This window comes from Pseudomonas sp. lyk4-TYG-107 (assembly GCF_030209055.1).
Lineage (GTDB): Bacteria > Pseudomonadota > Gammaproteobacteria > Pseudomonadales > Pseudomonadaceae > Aquipseudomonas > Aquipseudomonas putida_A.
Genome location: NZ_JARVST010000009.1, coordinates 227080 through 243811 on the forward strand (window position 1 = coordinate 227080; position 16732 = coordinate 243811).

Genomic DNA, 16732 nt, shown 5'->3' on the forward strand with positions numbered 1-16732 from the left:
ATGCTGCGTTATCTGAGTCGACGTTTGCTGCTGATCATCCCCACGCTGCTGTGCATTCTGGTGGTCAACTTCGTGATTGTGCAGGCCGCACCGGGCGGCCCGGTGGAGCAAGCCATTGCCCGCCTGCAAGGTTTCGGCGGGCACGGCATGGGCGGTGGTGGCGAAGTCGCCGCGATTGGCGGTGCCGGGCGCAGCAGTCGCGGGCTGGACCCGGCGCTGATCGAAGAAATCAAACACCACTACGGCTTCGACAAGCCGATGCACGAACGCCTGTGGCTGATGCTGAAAAACTACGCACAGCTGGATCTGGGCAGCAGTTTCTTTCGCGGCGCCAAGGTCACCGATCTGATCATGCAGAAGCTGCCAGTGTCACTATCCCTGGGTCTTTGGGCAACGCTGATCACCTACCTGATTTCAATCCCGCTGGGCATCCGCAAGGCGATCAGAAACGGCAGCGCGTTCGATGTCTGGAGCAGCACGGCGATCATCATTGGCTACGCGATGCCGGCGTTTCTGTTTGCGATGCTGCTGATCGTGGTGTTCGCCGGCGGCAGCTACGTCAATTGGTTCCCGGTGCAGGGGCTGGTGTCGGATAACTTCGACAGCCTCAGCACCCTGGGCAAGATCGGCGACTACCTCTCGCACCTGGTGTTGCCGGTTACATCACTGGTGATCGGCGGTTTCGCCACCCTGACCATCCTCACCAAAAACAGCTTCCTCAACGAGATCAGCCGCCAGTACGTGATCACCGCGCGGGCCAAGGGTTTGACCGAACGCCGCGTGCTCTACGGCCACGTGTTTCGCAACGCGATGCTGCTGGTGGTGGCCGGGGTGCCCTCGGCGCTGATCGAGGTGTTTTTCGCCGGTTCCTTGCTGATCGAAACCATCTTCAACCTCGACGGCCTCGGGCGCATGAGTTACGAGGCGGCGGTGTCGCGTGACTACCCAGTGGTGTTCGGCGCGCTGTTTCTGTTCACCCTGTTTGGCCTGCTGATCAAGCTGATCGGTGACCTCTGTTACACCCTGCTCGACCCGCGTATCGACTTCTCGGCGAGGACTGCCTGATGTCCACACTCTCTCCTTTGGGTCAGCGCCGGGTCGCGCAGTTCAAGGCCAACCGCCGTGGACGCTGGTCGCTGTGGCTGTTCATTGGCCTGTGCCTGATCTGCCTCGGCGGCGAACTGATTGCCAACGACAAACCGTTGGTGATCCGCTACCACGGCGCCTTGTACTTCCCGATCCTCAGCGAATACCTGGAAACCGATTTCGGCGGCGAACTGCCGTTCCAGCCGGATTACGCCAGCGCTTATGTGCACGGGCTGATCGAGGATCAGGGCGGCTGGATGCTGTTTCCGCCGATCCCGTTCAGCTACGACACGGTCAATTACGACCTGACTGAACCGGCACCCAGCCCACCCTCTTCCAGCAATTGGCTGGGCACCGACGATCAGGCGCGGGACGTATTGGCGCGGGTGATTTTCGGCACACGAATTTCGATTCTGTTTGCGCTGATCCTCACCGGCATCAGTGCGCTGGTCGGCATCGTTGCCGGGGCGCTGCAGGGTTATTACGGCGGCTGGGTCGATTTGCTTGGACAACGGGTGCTGGAGATCTGGTCGGGGCTGCCGGTGCTGTATCTGCTGATCATTTTGTCCGGGTTCGTCTCGCCGAGTTTCTGGTGGTTGCTGGGGATCATGGCGCTGTTTTCCTGGCTGGCATTGGTGGATGTGGTGCGCGCCGAGTTTCTGCGTGGACGCAATCTGGAATACGTCAAAGCCGCGCGGGCGCTGGGGCTGACCGACAGCGAACTGATGCTGCGGCACATCCTGCCCAACGCGATGACCTCCACCCTGACCTACTTGCCGTTCATTCTGACCGGCGCCATCGCCACCCTCACCGCGCTGGATTTCCTCGGTTTCGGCATGCCCGTCGGGACCGCTTCGCTGGGCGAACTGATCGGCCAGGCCAAGCGCAATCTGCAAGCGCCATGGCTGGGGCTGACGGCATTTTTTGCCTTGGCGCTGATTCTGTCGTTGCTGGTGTTCATCGGTGAGGCTTGCCGTGATGCATTTGATCCACGATCTTGATCCGAGGAGCTGACATGAGCGACAACCTGATTGAAATCCGCGACCTGCGTGTCGCCTTCGCCGGGCAGGAAGTGGTGCACGGTCTGAACCTCGACATTCGTCGTGGCGAGTGTCTGGCGCTGGTCGGCGAGTCCGGTTCGGGCAAGTCGGTCACGGCGCATTCGATTTTGCGTCTGTTGCCGGGTAAAACCGTCAGCAGCAATGGTTCGATTGCTTATAACGGGGTGAACTTGCTGCATGCCAGCGAGCAGCAGATGCGCGGTTTGCGCGGCAACCGGATTGCGATGATTTTCCAGGAGCCGATGACCTCGCTCAATCCCCTGCACAGCGTGGAACGACAGGTCGGCGAAGTGCTGGAGATTCACAAGGGCCTCAAGGGTCGCGCCGCCCGTGAGCGCACGTTGGAACTGCTCGAACTGGTGGGCATTCGCCAACCGTTGCAGCGCTTGAAGGCCTATCCACATCAGCTCTCCGGCGGTCAACGGCAACGGGTGATGATTGCAATGGCGCTGGCCAATGAGCCGGAACTGCTGATCGCCGATGAGCCGACCACGGCGCTGGACGTGACCGTGCAGCAGAAGATTCTCGAGCTGCTGATCGAGTTGCAGCAGCGGCTCGGCATGTCGATGCTGCTGATCAGTCACGATCTGAATCTGGTGCGGCGCATCGCGCAACGGGTGTGCGTGATGCGCCACGGCGAAATCGTCGAACAGGCTGACTGCGAGACGCTGTTTCGCGCGCCACAACATCCTTACAGCCGCTTGCTGATCGAAGCTGAACCGAGCGGTGCGCCGGTGCCGAGCCCGTACCAGCACAACCTGCTGGAAGTCGATGATCTGAAGGTCTGGTTTCCACTGCCCAAGGCGCTGTTGAGTCGTTCGCAGGCGTACATCAAAGCCGTGGACGGGGTCAGTTTCCGCCTGCAACGCGGCAAGACCCTGGGGATTGTCGGCGAGTCCGGTTCGGGCAAATCGACGCTGGGTCAGGCGATCCTGCGGCTGGTGGAATCCGAGGGCGATATCCGCTTCGGCAACAAGCAGCTGAGCCTGCTCAATCAACGCTTGATGCGCCCCTTGCGGCGACAGATTCAGGTGGTGTTCCAGGATCCGTTCGGCAGCCTGAGCCCACGTATGTCGGTGCAGCAGATCATTGCCGAAGGCTTGCTGACCCACGGCATCGGCACCGAGGCCGAGCGCGAAGCAGCAGTGATTCGCGTACTCGAAGAAGTCGGCCTCGACCCCAAGAGCCGTCATCGCTACCCCCACGAGTTTTCCGGCGGCCAGCGTCAGCGCATCTCCATCGCCCGCGCGCTGGTGCTGCAGCCGGCGCTGATCCTGCTCGACGAACCAACCTCGGCGCTGGATCGCACGGTGCAGAAACAAGTGGTGGACTTGTTGCGGCAACTGCAGTTCAAGCATGGGCTGACCTATCTGTTCATCAGCCATGACCTGGCAGTGGTGCATGCGCTGGCCCATGACTTGCTGGTGATCAAGGATGGCAAGGTGGTGGAACAGGGTTCGTCGCGGGAGATTTTTGCTGCGCCAACCCACCCCTACACCCAGGAACTGCTGAAAGCCTCCGGCCTCAAGCCTGCTGAAGCCCCCTGTGGGAGCTGGCTTGCCAGCGATGGCGTCGTGTCAGTCGACACTCATTTCACTGATACACCGCTATCGCTGGCAAGCCAGCTCCCACAGGTCCACAGGTAATTGAACAATATTTTTCAGGCACTGCATCCAAACGCCTCCGTCACGGGTAGTCCCTGTAACAGCCCTCTTCGGCTGTCAGCGGTCTACCCCTTTCGGAGATAACACTGATGAACATCACTCAACTGATTGGCCTCACCGGTTTGCTCGCCCTGTCCTCGACAACCTTCGCCCAAAGCAGCTATCCCGATGCGATCAAAGTCCCGGAAGGCCACAAGATCGCGATGGAAACCACCGGGGTCGGCGAGATCACTTACGAATGCCGCGACAAGCCCAACGCCGCCGGGCAGACCGAATGGACCTTCGTCGGCCCGAAAGCGGTGCTCAATGATCGCAGCGGCAAGCAGGTCGGCACCTACTTCGGCCCGCCCGCCACCTGGCAGGCCAAGGACGGTTCGAAAGTCACCGGCACGCAACTGGCAGTCGCCCCGTCGAGCCCGGGCAACCTGCCCTATCAACTGGTCAAGGCCAACCCGGCTGAAGGCAAAGGCGCGATGAGTGGCGTGAGCTACATCCAGCGTGTCGCGCTCAAGGGCGGCGTGGCGCCGGGCAGTGAATGCACAGCAGCGAACAAGGGCAAACAGGAAGTGGTGAAGTATCAGGCCGATTACATTTTCTGGGCGGCGAACTAGTTCCTTGATGTCCCTATGGGAGCGAACTTGTGGCGAGGGGATTCATCCCCGATGGGGCGCGAAGCGCCCCAAAATCCGGCAACTGCGGAGTCAGGCATTCACCGCAACCAACGGTTACGGCTGCTGTGCAGCCGGTCGGGGATGAATCCCCTCACCACAAAGGCTCGCTCCCACAGTAGAAGACTGTGTTGTCTGGATGTTTGCGGAATGTGAGCTAGATTGCACCCAATGTCCTTGCCTGAACCGGTGTTTGATTACGAAGCCCGCCTCGCTGCCTGTGCCCGCGGCGAGCAGTCGGCCCTGCGCGATTTGTACGTGCAGGAAGGCGCGCGCCTGCTCGGCGTGGCCAAACGGCTGGTGCGTGACACGGCGCTGGCCGAAGACATCGTGCATGAGGCGTTCATCAAGATCTGGAACGCTGCAGCGCAATTTGATCCGGCGCGCGGTTCAGCGCGCGGCTGGATGTTCAGCGTGACCCGGCATCTCGCGTTGAACCAGCTGCGTGATCAAAGCCGGGAGACGCCGTTCAACGAAGAACACGATGCCGAGCCTGACGAGGACGCCTTCGATGTGCAGGGCCATTCGGCGCGGATCCATCGTTGTCTGGAACAACTCGACCCGCAGCGCCGAAGCTGCATCCTCCACGCCTATGTCGACGGCTACAGCCACGCGCAGATTTCCCAACGGATGGGCACGCCGCTGGGCACGGTCAAAGCCTGGATCAAACGCAGTCTCAACGCTTTGCGGGAGTGCATGGGATGACCACTGAATCGGCGCAGGAACGTGATGAACTAGCCGGCGAATACGTGCTCGGCACACTCTCTGCTGAACAGCGGATCGAGGTGCAGAAACGTCTGCCGCATGAGCCGGATCTGCGCGCGGCGGTGGACGCCTGGGAACGGCGGCTGCTGGAGCTGACGGACTATGCCGAAGCGCAGCAACCGTCGGCGTTCCTGTGGCCGCGAATCGAGCGCAGCGTCGAGCGACTGACGCCTGAAACGCCCACCACCTCGTGGTGGAATCTGCTGCCGCTGTGGCGCGGGCTGAGCGCTGCCGGACTGGCTGCGACATTGGTCCTGGGTTCAATTCTGCTGACCCAGACCCAGACCCCGCCGAAGCCGAATTATCTGGTGGTGCTGGTCGCCCCGCAGGACAAGGCACCGGGCTGGGTAATCCAGGCCAGCAATCCGCGTGAAATCCAGTTGATCCCGCTGGGCGTGGTCGAAGTGCCGGCGGACAAGGCGCTGGAGTTCTGGACCAAGGCTGACGGCTGGCAAGGGCCGGTGTCGCTGGGGCTGGTCAAACCGGGGCAGACGCTGTCGGTGCCGCTGGACAAATTGCCGCCGCTGCAACCGAATCAGCTGTTCGAGCTGACGCTGGAAGGCGCCAATGGCTCGCCGATCGGCAAACCAACCGGACCGATTCAGGCGATTGGCCGAGCCGTCAAAGTGCTTTGAACCGGCGTCAACCGGCCTTGGCCATGCAACGCTTGTAGCGCTCATCCACGCGTTTGGCGAACCACGCCGTGGTCAGTTTGCGGGTGATTTTCGGACTCTGCAAAACGATCCCCGGCAACACCGCGCGTGGCAAGGTATTGCCTTCAGCCTTCTCCGCCAGTTCGAACACGCGCTGGTAGAGTTTGGTTTCTTCGAATTCCAGGGTCTTACCCTTCTCCAGTTGATCGCGAATGGTCGGGTTGCGCATGCCCAGCGACTTGCCGAGGGTGCGCACCGCCAGTTCGGTGGTGCCAGGCATGATCGAGTCGTAGCGAATCAAGTCGCCATCCAGCGCCAGCGGGATGCCCGAAGCTCGGCTGACGGCGTTCTGGAACGCGGCATTGCGGCTGGCGTACCAGCCGGCATTGAAGTCGGCGAAGCGGTACAGCGGCTCGCGGTAACTCACCGGGTAGCCAAGTAAATGCGCGATGCCGAAGTACATGCCGCCACGGCGGGTGAACACTTCGTGGCGGATCGTGCCGTCTACCGGATACGGATACTCCTTGGCGTGCTGCTCGGCGAATTCGATGCTGACCTGCATCGGTCCGGCGGTGTGTACCGGGTTGAAGCCGCCGAACAAGGTGCGGCCCATCGGCACTCTGCCGATGAAGTCGTCAAAAATGGCGCTGAGTTCTTTTTCACTGCGTGCCGCGTTCAGGCGTTCGCTGTAGGTCTTGCCGTTGGTGGAGCGCACTTGCAGAGCGCCACTGACCAACAGACTGGGAATATGCACTTTGGCGGCACGACGGTCGATTTCGTCGCGGGCGATCTTGCCCAGGCCCGGCACCGTGGGGTCGGCCTGGAAGGTCGATTCCTGCTCGGCCACGGCCAGCACCGAACACAGATTCTGCGTGGTCGGGCTGATGTTTTGTGCGGCGAACGCGGCATAGATGTCGGTGGCCCAGCTTTGACGGTCGGGCACTTTCGCCGGCATCAGCCGCACTATTTCGGCTTTCACTTCGGCGGGTGCGCGCGGAACAGGCTCCTGACTGCGCTGGCCGGCGCAACCGGCGAGCACCAGCAGCGCGGCGAGGGTAATGAGTAATCGAGGGGTGTGCATGGCGCTCCTTGGCGTGCATTGAGGCAGGTTCACCATACGATCAAAGGCGTCACGCAGGCTAGGACTGTGACCTTGTGGTGAGGGGATTTATCCCCGATGAACTGCGCAGCAGCCCTCCAATATCAAAGCGGCCCGCTCCGCGCGCCATCGGGGATAAATCCCCTCACTACAGGTTTCCTTTCAGATCGGGAAATTCACCAAGATAAACTGATTGCAAAACGTTACTGCGAACTCCTATCATTTGCACCTGGAGTCGTATTTGCGCAAGGAGTTCCCCGCGCCGTTCTAATTTTCTCACCGGCCGTACGCCTCCAGGTATCGACATGCCCGTTTCAGCTCGACTCGCCGTCCCGTTTCGCCCGACGCTTCTCGCCCTGCTGTGCTCCCTGACTGTCACCGCTCACGCTGCCGATGAAAACGGCAAGGAGCTGGTGCTCGACAACGTCAACATCAACGCCCAGGCACCGACGCCCAACGCCCTGCCCCCGGTCTATGCCGGTGGTCAGGTCGCCCGTGGTGGTCAGCTCGGCGTGCTCGGCAATCAGGACATGATGGACGTGCCGTTCAGCGCCGCGTCGTACACCGAACAGCTGATTCAGGACCAGCAAGCGGAAAACGTTGCCGACGTCCTGCTCAACGATGCCTCGGTGCGTCAAGCCTCGGGCTTCTCCAACCAGGCGCAGGTGTTCATGATCCGCGGCTTGCCGCTAAACGGCGACGACATTTCCTATAACGGCCTGTACGGCGTGCTGCCCCGGCAGATCATTTCCACCGACGCTCTGGAGCGCGTGGAAGTGTTCAAAGGCCCCAACGCTTTCATCAACGGCGTGACCCCGACCGGCTCCGGCATCGGTGGCGGCGTCAACCTGCAGCCCAAGCGTGCCGGCGACGAGCCGCTGCGCCGCTACACCACCGATATCAACAGCGAAGGTCGCATCGGTCAGCACTTTGATATCGGCCAGCGATTCGGCGAAGACAACCGCTTCGGCGCGCGGATCAACCTGTCGCAGCGCGAAGGCGACACCGGCATCGATCACGAAAACCAGCGCTCGAAACTGTTCAGCATCGGCCTCGACTATCGTGGTGACGCGCTACGTATTTCCGGCGACTTCGCCTACCAGAAAGAACGCGTCAACGGTGGCCGCAACTCGGTCAACCTCGGCACCGCCACGCACATTCCGGACGCGCCGTCGGCCGACACCAATTACGCGCCGAAGTGGGGCTACACCGACATCGAAGACACCTTCGGCATGCTCCGCGCCGAGTACGACCTCAACGACAACTGGACCGCGTACGTCGCCGGCGGCGCCAAGCACACCCGCGAAGTCGGCCGCTACAATTCGACCACGCTGGTCGGCAACAACGGCGCCTCCTACACCACCGGCTCGTTCATCCCCCACGACGAGGACAACACCAGCCTGATGGCCGGCCTGAACGGCAAGTTCAACACCGGCGCGGTCAGCCACAAACTCAACTTCGGCCTCAGCGGTCTGTGGGCCGAACAACGCAGCGCCTATGATTTCGACCTGACCAAGTACGCCAACAACATCTACCACCCGGTGGAAACGCCGTCGCCGGTCGGCAATTTTGCCGGCGGCGACGTCAGCGATCCGGGCATCGTCGGCAAGACCTTCAACCGCAGCCTCGCGCTCTCCGACACCCTCGGATTCTTCGACGACCGCCTGCTGATCACCGCCGGCCTGCGTCGTCAGCAACTGGTGGTGCAAGGCTACAACTACGCCAGTTACGGCAGCGGCAGCCGCAAGTCGAGCTACGACGAATCGATCACCACGCCGGTCTACGGCATCGTGTTCAAGCCGTGGGAGCACGTGTCGTTCTACGCCAACCACATCGAAGGCCTGGCACAAGGCCCGACCTCGCCGACCAGCGCCGGCGGCTTGCGTGTGACCAACGGCAACGAAGTCTACGCACCGGCGCGCTCCAAGCAGACCGAGGCCGGGGTCAAGGTCGACATGGGCACTTACGGCGCGAGCCTGGGCGTCTATCGCATCGAACAGCCGAGCGATGGCTACTGTGAAATCAACAGCGCCGCCACCTGCACTTACGTGCGTGAAGGCGAGCAGATCAACAAAGGCGTAGAGATGAACGTGTTCGGCGAGCCGATCAACGGCCTGCGCCTGATCAGCGGCCTGACGCTGATGGACACCGAACTGCGCAACACCCAGAACGGCGCCAACGACGGCAACCGTGCCATCGGCGTGCCGAGCTTCCAGTTCAACGCCGGCGCCGACTGGGATGTACCGGGCCTGCAAGGCGTGGCGCTGAATGCGCGGATGCTACGCACCGGCGGCCAGTACGCCGACGCGGCCAACAACCTCAGCCTGCCAACCTGGAATCGCTTCGACGCGGGTGCGCGTTACGCCTTCAAGGTTTCGCAGAAAGACGTGACCCTGCGCCTGGGCGTCGAAAACCTTGCGAACAAGAAATACTGGGAATCGGCGCAGGGCGGCTATCTGACCCAAGGTGAGCCGCGGGTGGCGAAGTTGTCGGGCACGATCGATTTCTAACCCGCTGTTGTGAGCAAAGCGGACTGCTGCGCAGTCCAGCGGGAGCAAGCTCCCTCGCCACAGAGTCTCAGCCAAAAATGAAAAAGGCCCCGCAGCTTCACCGCTGTGGGGCCTTTTTGGTTTTTGGGTGCCTGAAAAGGCCTTTTCGCGAGCAGGCTCGCTCCCACATTGGGATGCGTTCGACTGTGGGAGCGGGCTTGCTCGCGAAGAGGCCCGCACTGGCTACCCTTTCCATCTGATCCATACTTGCTCCACAGCCAACGGAGGACAGGCCCATGAACCGCAGCGACGTACTGATCATCGGTGCCGGCCCGACCGGTCTGGTGCTGGCCCTGTGGCTGAGCAAACTGGGCGTGCGCGTGCGCATCATCGACAAGACCTCCGCGCCCGGCACCACATCACGAGCACTGGCGGTGCAGGCGCGCACGCTGGAGTTGTACCGCCAGCTGGACCTGGCCGACACCGTGGTGCGCAACGGCCACAAGGTCGCGGCGGCGAATTTCTGGGTCAAGGGCAAACCGGTCGCGCAGTTGCCGTTGCAGCGCATCGGCGAAGGCCTGACGCCCTACTCGTTCATCGAAATCTTCCCCCAGGACCAACACGAACAGCTCCTGCTCGAACGCCTCGAAGACTATGACGTGACGGTTGAGCGCAACACCGAGCTTGAGAGTTTCGAAGAAACCGGCGACGGCCTCAGCGCGCATTTGCGCTTGCCGGACGGGCAGCAGGAAATCTGTCAGGCGTGCTATCTGGCAGGTGCCGACGGCGCCCGCTCGATGGTGCGCAAAACCCTCGACACCGGTTTCCCGGGTGGCACCTATCAGCAGGTTTTCTACGTCGCGGATGTGCAGGCCAGCGGCCCGGCGATGAACGGTGAGCTGCACCTGGATCTGGATGAAGCGGACTTCCTTGCGGTGTTTCCACTGGCCGGCGAAGGCCGTGCCCGACTGATCGGCACCGTGCGTGACGAACGTGCCGACCGCGCCGAAACCCTGCAATTTGCCGACGTCAGCAGCCGCGCCATCGAGCACCTGAAAGTGCACATCGACGAGGTCAACTGGTTCTCCACCTACCGCGTGCATCACCGCGTGGCCGAGCACTTTCGCAGCGGTCGGGCGTTTCTCCTCGGCGACGCCGCGCACGTGCACAGCCCCGCCGGTGGCCAGGGCATGAACACCGGCATCGGCGATGCGATCAACCTGGCCTGGAAACTCGCCGCCGTGCTCAACGGCAGCGCCACGGCGAAGCTGCTCGACACTTACGAAACCGAGCGCATCGCCTTCGCCCGGCGGCTGGTGTCGACCACCGACAAGGTGTTCACTTTCGTCACCGCCGAGGGGCGCATCGCCGATCTGCTGCGCACGCGCCTGGCCCCGTTTCTGATCCCGAAAATGGCCACCTTCGAGGCCAGCCGTGAGTTCCTGTTTCGCACCGTCTCACAGGTCACCCTCAACTACCGCGGCATGCCGCTGAGCCAGGGCACAGCTGGCCACGTGCACGGTGGTGACCGCCTGCCGTGGGCGCATGATGGTGAGGGGGATAACTACGAACCGCTAAGGCAGCCTTGCTGGCAGGTGCACGTGTACGGCGACACCAGCGACGAGATGATCGCCTGGTGCAACGAACACCATCTGTCGCTGCACGTGTTCGACTGGCGGCCGGCGTTTGAAACGGCGGGATTGGGGCGTAACGGTTTTTACCTGTTGCGCCCGGATACCTATGTGGCGATAGCCGATAACAGCGCGGATCCGAAGGTGATCGAGCGGTACTTTCGGGATCACGGGATCCGACCCTACTTCAACTGCCCCTGACCCAGTACAAATCAAATGTGGGAGCGAGCCTGCTCGCGAATGCGTCGTGTCAGTCAACATGGATGTCTGCTGAAAGACCGCTTTCGCGAGCAGGCTCGCTCCCACAGGGGCTAAATGTTGGGCGTCAGATCCCGGCCAGCGCCAGATCCATCGCAAAGTAGGTGAAGATCAGATCCGCCCCCGCGCGCTTGATCGCGCCCAGGCTTTCGCGCACCACGCGCCCCTCGTCGATTGCACCGGCCTGCGCGCCGAACTTGATCATCGCGTACTCGCCGCTGACCTGATACGCCGACAGCGGCAGGTTCGAGGCTTCACGGATGTCGCGGATGATGTCGAGGTACGCACCGGCCGGCTTGACCATCAGCGCATCGGCGCCTTCCTGCTCGTCGAGCAGCGATTCGCGCAGGGCTTCGCGGCGGTTCATCGGGTTCATCTGATAGCTTTTGCGATCACCCTTCAGCGCGCTGCCGCCGGCCTCGCGGAACGGGCCGTACAGCGCCGAGGCGAATTTGGTCGAGTAGGCCATGATCGGAATCTGGGTGAAACCGGCGGCGTCCAGCGCCTGGCGAATCGCCCGCACCTGGCCGTCCATCGCCGCCGACGGGGCGATCACGTCAGCACCGGCACGCGCCGCGGCCACCGCCTGTTTACCAAGGTTGATCAGGGTCTGGTCGTTGTCGACTTCGTGGTTGTGCATCACGCCGCAGTGGCCGTGATCGGTGTATTCGCAGAAGCAGGTGTCGGACATCACGATCATTTCCGGCACCGCGTCCTTGGCAATCCGCGACATGCGCGAGACCAGTCCCTCTTCGCGCCAGGTGTCGCTGCCGTTGGCGTCCAGGTGATGGGAAACGCCAAAGGTCATTACCGACTTGATCCCGGCACGGGCATAACGCTCGATTTCACTGGCCAGCTTGCGCTCGGGAATACGCATCACCCCCGGCATGCTCTTGATCGGCACGAAGTCGTCGATCTCTTCTTCGACGAAAATCGGCAGCACCAGATCATTCAGGCTGAACTCGGTTTCCTGGAACAGGCTGCGCAGGCTCGCATTGCGGCGCAGACGGCGGGGACGTGCTTCGGGGAACTGGCTGGACATGGGGCTTTCCTGAAATCGGAAGATGAGACGAAAGTCGTAGGGGGCGAAGCTTATGCCTTCGGTGGGCGCAGGTACAAACCTGGATCAATCAAGACAGCATTACCGGGGGTGCAATAATCCTCGGAACAATCCGATTACCTGTGGGAGCTGGCTTGCCAGCGATAGCGGTGGGTCAGGCAACATAGATATTGACTGTGCCGGCTTCATCGCTGGCAAGCCAGCTCCCACAGGGTCGGGTGAAGGTCAGGAAGGAATGGTCAACCCGAGCACCACAGCCGGGCGAGCCAGAAAGCGCTCCAGCACCCGGGTCACGTTCGGGAAGTTGCTGATGCCCACTAGATCCCCCGCCTCATAGAACCCGATCAGGTTACGCACCCACGGAAACGTGGCGATGTCGGCGATGGTGTAGCGCTCGCCCATGATCCAGTCGCGACCTTCCAGGCGTTTGTCGAGCACGTTGAGCAGGCGTCTGCTCTCCTCGACATAGCGGTCACGCGGACGCTTGTCCTCGTAGTCCTTGCCGGCGAATTTGTTGAAGAAACCGAGCTGGCCAAACATCGGGCCGATACCGCCCATCTGGAACATCAGCCACTGAATCGTCTCGTAACGCAGCGCGCCTTCCTGCGCCAGCAACTGGCCGCTCTTGTCGGCGAGGTAGATCAGGATCGCGCCGGACTCGAACAGCGGCAGCGGCTGGTCTTGCGGGCCGTGGGGATCGAGGATCGCCGGGATCTTGTTGTTGGGGTTCAGCGACAGGAACTCGGGGGACAGCTGATCCTGGGTATCGAAGCCCACACGGTGCGGCTCGTAGGGCAGGCCGATCTCTTCGAGCATGATCGAGACCTTGACGCCGTTGGGGGTCGGCAGGGAATAGAGTTGAATCCAGTCGGGGTACTGCGCCGGCCATTTCTGGGTGATGGGGAACGCGGACAGATCGGTCATGGGAAACATCCAGTCACATGGGAAGCGCTGATCATAATCCAGGAACCGTAACATTCTGCAGCTAGTGTGCAGAAGCCAGGATCGAACCAAGCGGCCTCAGTGGACTCTGAGCTATGTCTTTGCAAGGGAAGTACGACACGACATGGACAACACCCGGTGCTGGGAGCCCGCGGTGTAAGGGTTGGTCAGCCCCAACCGAATTTGCTGAAGAATCCTATATTCAATGACGAACCTCATGAGTTTCGCCAAACGCTTCAAACATCGCGCCTGCGTGGCCCTGCCCTCCCTGCTGGCGGTCAGTGCGCTGACCTTGTCGCTCGAATCGAGCCAGATTCGCGCGCAACCGGTGGACGGTACGCAGACGCTGATCTTCCTGCGCCACGCGGAAAAACCCGAGGGCGGTCTCGGCCAGCTCAACTGTCAGGGTCTGAACCGGGCGATCGAGCTGTCGACCCTGCTGCCGGAAAAATTCGGCAAGGCCGATTACGTGTTCGCCGCCAACCCGACGCGCAATGTCGAGGAAGGCGAACTGGACAACTCCTACAGCTACATCCGTCCGTTGATGACCATCAGCCCCGCCGCGATCAAGCTCGGCCTGCCGGTGAACATCGAGTTCTCCGCCAACGACACCAGTGATCTGGCGCGCGAACTGATTGAGGACAAGTACCACAACGCGACGATCTACACTGCCTGGTCGCACGGCTATTTGCCGGAGCTGATCAACAAGGTTGCCGGCAAGGCCGTCGGCGAGAAGCAGACCATCACCGATGACTGGGCGTCGGGCGATTTCGATTCGCTGTACGTGCTGACCCTGACCTGGCACAACGGCAAGGCCAGTTTGCAGAGCCACAGCTACAAGCAGGGGCTGGATAACGGCAAGGCGACCTGTCCGACTTGAGTTTTGCGCTGCCTGTACCGGCCCTTTCGCGAGCAAGCCCGCTCCCACAGGGGATCTGCGTCAGGCAGAAATTTCTGCCCAGTGGAGACCCAATGTGGGAGCGGGCTTGCTCGCGAAGAGGCCCGCAACAACACCCTCAAACCCGCTGATTCACCCGCTCACGCAGATACTCAAGCACCGCCCCGCGCTCCCCGGCAAATTCAATCCGCCCGCCCTTCTTCTCACGCTGGAACGCATACATCGGGTCGTAATATTCGCGCAGCAACACGCTGATCCAGTCACGGAACGCCTCGACCGAACCGCTGCGCGCCTGCTCGGCCAGGGCCTCTTCCATCTGCAGGAACATCCGCTGATGGCGTTCGCCGCCCAGCCGGCGCTGGATATTGTTCAAACTCGCAATCAACCGCTCGGCATACAGCGCAAAGCCCTGCTCGCCATGCACCGCGACAAACTCAGCGTGCAGGTTGATCACGTAATCCTGCAGAATCCGCTCGACCCGCTGCTCCAGGCTGTCTTCGAGCCAGACCATCGGCGCCACTTGCATGCCTCGGTACAGCGGCAATGGCAAGGCACAACTGCCGACTACCCGGCTCTCGTCTTCCAGCACAAACTGCTGGATTCCGCCGGCGCGTTTTTTCAGCACATCAACGGCCAGACGGTTTTCAAAATCGATGTTGGTCGGTTGGCCGGTGGCGCGCTTGCCGAAACTCGAGCCCCGATGATTGGCGTGGCCTTCCAGATCCAGACCATTACTCAACTGCACCAACAGTTCGGTCTTGCCGGTGCCGGTCATGCCGCCCAGCAGCACCATATCGCACTCGGCCACGGCCTGATCGATCGTCTCCAGCAGGAACGTACGCATCGCCTTATAGCCACCGCCGACACGCGGGTAATCGATCCCGCCCTCTTCCTTGATCCATTGCTGGACGATCTGCGAACGCAGGCCGCCGCGAAAGCAATATAGGTAGCCGTCGGGGTGTGCCCGGGCAAACTCGACCCAGCCCTGAATGCGCTGCTCTCGCACGTCGGCAGAAACCAGCCGCTCACCCAGGGCGATGGCGGCTTGTTGTCCATGCTGCTTGTAGCAAGTCCCCACCTGCTCGCGCTCGCGGTCGTTCATCAGCGGCAGGTTGACCACGCCGGGAAACGCGCCGTGGGCAAACTCGATCGGCGCACGGGCATCCATCATCGGCCGGTCGTTGAGGAAAATATCGCGGTAATCGGTGCAGTCGCGTGACATCAGTTCACCTCGACTGCGTGGGTCTGTCGCTCGACCAGCTCGCCGATCGGCGCCAGGTTCAGGCCCAGTTCGGCAGCCACGGCGAGGAATTCGGCGTTGCCTTCCGGTGTAACTGCAATCAACAGACCGCCGCTGGTCTGCGGGTCGCACAGCACGCGCTTGTGCAACTCCTGCAGACGGCCGAGCTTGCTCGAATAGCTGTCAAAGTTGCGCAAGGTGCCACCGGGCACACAGCCCTGTTCGAGGTAGTACTCGACGCTGTCCAGACGCGGCACATGGTTGTAGCCGATGCGCGCGGTCAGGTGGCTGCCGTCGGCCATTTCCACCAGATGCCCGAGCAGGCCGAAACCGGTAACGTCGGTCATCGCGGTGACGCCGGCCAGTTTGCCGAAGCGGCTGCCGGGCTTGTTCAGGGTGCACATCCAGTCGCGGGCCACACCAATATCGCCGGGGCGTAATTTGCCCTTTTTCTCGGCGGTGGTGAGGATGCCGATGCCCAACGGCTTGGTCAGGTACAGCAGGCAACCGGCGGTGGCGGTGTCGTTGCGCTTCATGTGGCGCTTTTCCACCAGACCGGTCACGGCCAGGCCGAAAATCGGCTCCGGCGCATCGATCGAATGCCCACCGGCTAGCGGAATGCCGGCGGCGTCACACACCGCGCGCCCGCCGCGAATCACTTCCCGCGCCACTTCCGGCGCCAGCACATTCACCGGCCAGCCGAGGATCGCAATCGCCATCAACGGATCGCCGCCCATCGCATAGATGTCGCTGATCGCGTTGGTCGCGGCGATACGGCCGAAGTCGAACGGATCGTCGACAATCGGCATGAAGAAGTCGGTGGTCGACACCACACCGCGCTCGGCGTCGATCTCGTACACCGCCGCGTCATCACGCGAGGCATTGCCGACCCACAGTTTCGGGTCAAGGTTCTGCGCACCGCTGCCGGCCAGAATCACTTCCAGCACCTGCGGGGAAATCTTGCAGCCACAACCGGCACCGTGGCTGTATTGGGTCAGGCGAATCGGCTCGCTCATGGGAGAGTCTCTGGCAATTGATGGGGCGGATTCTAGCAGAGCGCGGGCCGGCTGATTTTTGCGCTGACTGTCCGGGCCTCTTCGCGAGCAGGCTCGCTCCCACACGGGATCTCCAGTGGACACAGAGTCGGTGGGTGACAGAGAGCAAATGTGGGAGTGAGCCTGCTCGCGAAAGCTATCGAGCGCTCACCGCCACTTCATC

The 16732-nt window shown here is 61.9% G+C and carries 14 protein-coding genes; 9 read left to right on the forward strand and 5 right to left on the reverse strand.

Going from position 1 to position 16732, the window contains the following annotated elements; genetic code table 11:
* The 6 genes from QRN61_RS10375 (at position 1) to QRN61_RS10400 (ending at position 5879) form a co-directional block, all read left to right on the forward strand.
* On the forward strand, positions 1–1065 hold the full coding sequence (locus tag QRN61_RS10375; RefSeq protein WP_285373725.1) for a microcin C ABC transporter permease YejB: 1065 nt from the start codon (positions 1–3) through the stop codon (positions 1063–1065).
* Complete coding sequence (locus QRN61_RS10380) at positions 1065–2087, forward strand: ABC transporter permease (RefSeq protein WP_285373726.1); 1023 nt, start codon at positions 1065–1067, stop codon at positions 2085–2087. Before QRN61_RS10375 ends, QRN61_RS10380 begins: the two co-directional genes overlap by 1 nt.
* Before the next feature lie 14 nt (positions 2088–2101).
* Positions 2102–3793, forward strand: a complete 1692-nt coding sequence (locus tag QRN61_RS10385) for an ABC transporter ATP-binding protein (protein WP_285373727.1) — start codon at positions 2102–2104, stop codon at positions 3791–3793.
* Positions 3794–3900: 107 nt separating this feature from the next.
* Positions 3901–4422: a DUF3455 domain-containing protein gene (locus tag QRN61_RS10390; protein ID WP_027613866.1), complete on the forward strand. Its 522-nt coding sequence runs from the start codon at positions 3901–3903 to the stop codon at positions 4420–4422.
* A 228-nt stretch (positions 4423–4650) separates the two neighbouring features.
* On the forward strand, positions 4651–5184 hold the full coding sequence (locus QRN61_RS10395; protein ID WP_285373728.1) for a sigma-70 family RNA polymerase sigma factor: 534 nt from the start codon (positions 4651–4653) through the stop codon (positions 5182–5184).
* Positions 5181–5879: an anti-sigma factor gene (locus tag QRN61_RS10400; protein ID WP_115990257.1), complete on the forward strand. Its 699-nt coding sequence runs from the start codon at positions 5181–5183 to the stop codon at positions 5877–5879. The genes QRN61_RS10395 and QRN61_RS10400 overlap by 4 nt, the downstream gene beginning before the upstream one ends.
* A 7-nt stretch (positions 5880–5886) precedes the next feature.
* Here QRN61_RS10400 and QRN61_RS10405 read toward each other — a convergent pair whose 3' ends face one another.
* On the reverse strand, positions 5887–6978 hold the full coding sequence (locus tag QRN61_RS10405) for a DUF1615 domain-containing protein (protein WP_285373729.1): 1092 nt from the start codon (positions 6976–6978) through the stop codon (positions 5887–5889).
* Between the two features lie 323 nt (positions 6979–7301).
* Between QRN61_RS10405 and QRN61_RS10410 the strand changes: the two genes are divergently transcribed.
* Both QRN61_RS10410 and QRN61_RS10415 read left to right on the forward strand, forming a co-directional pair.
* Entirely contained in the window at positions 7302–9506 is a 2205-nt protein-coding gene (locus tag QRN61_RS10410) for a TonB-dependent receptor (protein WP_285373730.1), read from the forward strand.
* A gap of 275 nt (positions 9507–9781) precedes the next feature.
* Complete coding sequence (locus QRN61_RS10415; RefSeq protein WP_285373731.1) at positions 9782–11317, forward strand: FAD-dependent oxidoreductase; 1536 nt, start codon at positions 9782–9784, stop codon at positions 11315–11317.
* Positions 11318–11441: 124 nt separating this feature from the next.
* Here QRN61_RS10415 and hemB read toward each other — a convergent pair whose 3' ends face one another.
* Positions 11442–12416, reverse strand: a complete 975-nt coding sequence (gene hemB / locus QRN61_RS10420) for a porphobilinogen synthase (RefSeq protein WP_285373732.1) — start codon at positions 12414–12416, stop codon at positions 11442–11444.
* 243 nt (positions 12417–12659) lie between these two features.
* The gene (locus QRN61_RS10425) at positions 12660–13358 is read right to left on the reverse strand and encodes a glutathione S-transferase family protein (RefSeq protein WP_285373733.1); all 699 of its coding nucleotides are present in this window, start codon (positions 13356–13358) and stop codon (positions 12660–12662) included.
* 223 nt (positions 13359–13581) lie between these two features.
* Between QRN61_RS10425 and QRN61_RS10430 the strand changes: the two genes are divergently transcribed.
* Positions 13582–14256 (forward strand): histidine phosphatase family protein, encoded by a 675-nt coding sequence (locus tag QRN61_RS10430; protein ID WP_183782426.1) that lies wholly within the window; start codon positions 13582–13584, stop codon positions 14254–14256.
* A 136-nt stretch (positions 14257–14392) separates the two neighbouring features.
* Here QRN61_RS10430 and mnmH read toward each other — a convergent pair whose 3' ends face one another.
* Together mnmH and selD are read right to left on the reverse strand one after the other, a co-directional pair.
* Positions 14393–15496: a tRNA 2-selenouridine(34) synthase MnmH gene (gene mnmH, locus QRN61_RS10435; protein ID WP_285373734.1), complete on the reverse strand. Its 1104-nt coding sequence runs from the start codon at positions 15494–15496 to the stop codon at positions 14393–14395.
* A complete protein-coding gene (gene selD / locus QRN61_RS10440; protein ID WP_027613856.1) occupies positions 15496–16530 on the reverse strand; it encodes a selenide, water dikinase SelD in 1035 nt (344 codons plus the stop codon). Before selD ends, mnmH begins: the two co-directional genes overlap by 1 nt.
* Positions 16531–16732: the final 202 nt, after the last annotated feature.

What these genes read in the sequence shown, in the direction of transcription:
- QRN61_RS10375 (WP_285373725.1), top strand. Translation starts at nt 1, where the DNA reads ATGCTGCGTTATCTGAGTCGACGTTTGCTGCTGATCATCCCCACGCTG.
- QRN61_RS10380 (WP_285373726.1), top strand. Translation starts at nt 1,065, where the DNA reads ATGTCCACACTCTCTCCTTTGGGTCAGCGCCGGGTCGCGCAGTTCAAG.
- QRN61_RS10385 (WP_285373727.1), top strand. Translation starts at nt 2,102, where the DNA reads ATGAGCGACAACCTGATTGAAATCCGCGACCTGCGTGTCGCCTTCGCC.
- QRN61_RS10390 (WP_027613866.1), top strand. Translation starts at nt 3,901, where the DNA reads ATGAACATCACTCAACTGATTGGCCTCACCGGTTTGCTCGCCCTGTCC.
- QRN61_RS10395 (WP_285373728.1), top strand. Translation starts at nt 4,651, where the DNA reads ATGTCCTTGCCTGAACCGGTGTTTGATTACGAAGCCCGCCTCGCTGCC.
- QRN61_RS10400 (WP_115990257.1), top strand. Translation starts at nt 5,181, where the DNA reads ATGACCACTGAATCGGCGCAGGAACGTGATGAACTAGCCGGCGAATAC.
- QRN61_RS10405 (WP_285373729.1), bottom strand. Translation starts at nt 6,978, where the DNA reads ATGCACACCCCTCGATTACTCATTACCCTCGCCGCGCTGCTGGTGCTC.
- QRN61_RS10410 (WP_285373730.1), top strand. Translation starts at nt 7,302, where the DNA reads ATGCCCGTTTCAGCTCGACTCGCCGTCCCGTTTCGCCCGACGCTTCTC.
- QRN61_RS10415 (WP_285373731.1), top strand. Translation starts at nt 9,782, where the DNA reads ATGAACCGCAGCGACGTACTGATCATCGGTGCCGGCCCGACCGGTCTG.
- hemB (WP_285373732.1), bottom strand. Translation starts at nt 12,416, where the DNA reads ATGTCCAGCCAGTTCCCCGAAGCACGTCCCCGCCGTCTGCGCCGCAAT.
- QRN61_RS10425 (WP_285373733.1), bottom strand. Translation starts at nt 13,358, where the DNA reads ATGACCGATCTGTCCGCGTTCCCCATCACCCAGAAATGGCCGGCGCAG.
- QRN61_RS10430 (WP_183782426.1), top strand. Translation starts at nt 13,582, where the DNA reads ATGACGAACCTCATGAGTTTCGCCAAACGCTTCAAACATCGCGCCTGC.
- mnmH (WP_285373734.1), bottom strand. Translation starts at nt 15,496, where the DNA reads ATGTCACGCGACTGCACCGATTACCGCGATATTTTCCTCAACGACCGG.
- selD (WP_027613856.1), bottom strand. Translation starts at nt 16,530, where the DNA reads ATGAGCGAGCCGATTCGCCTGACCCAATACAGCCACGGTGCCGGTTGT.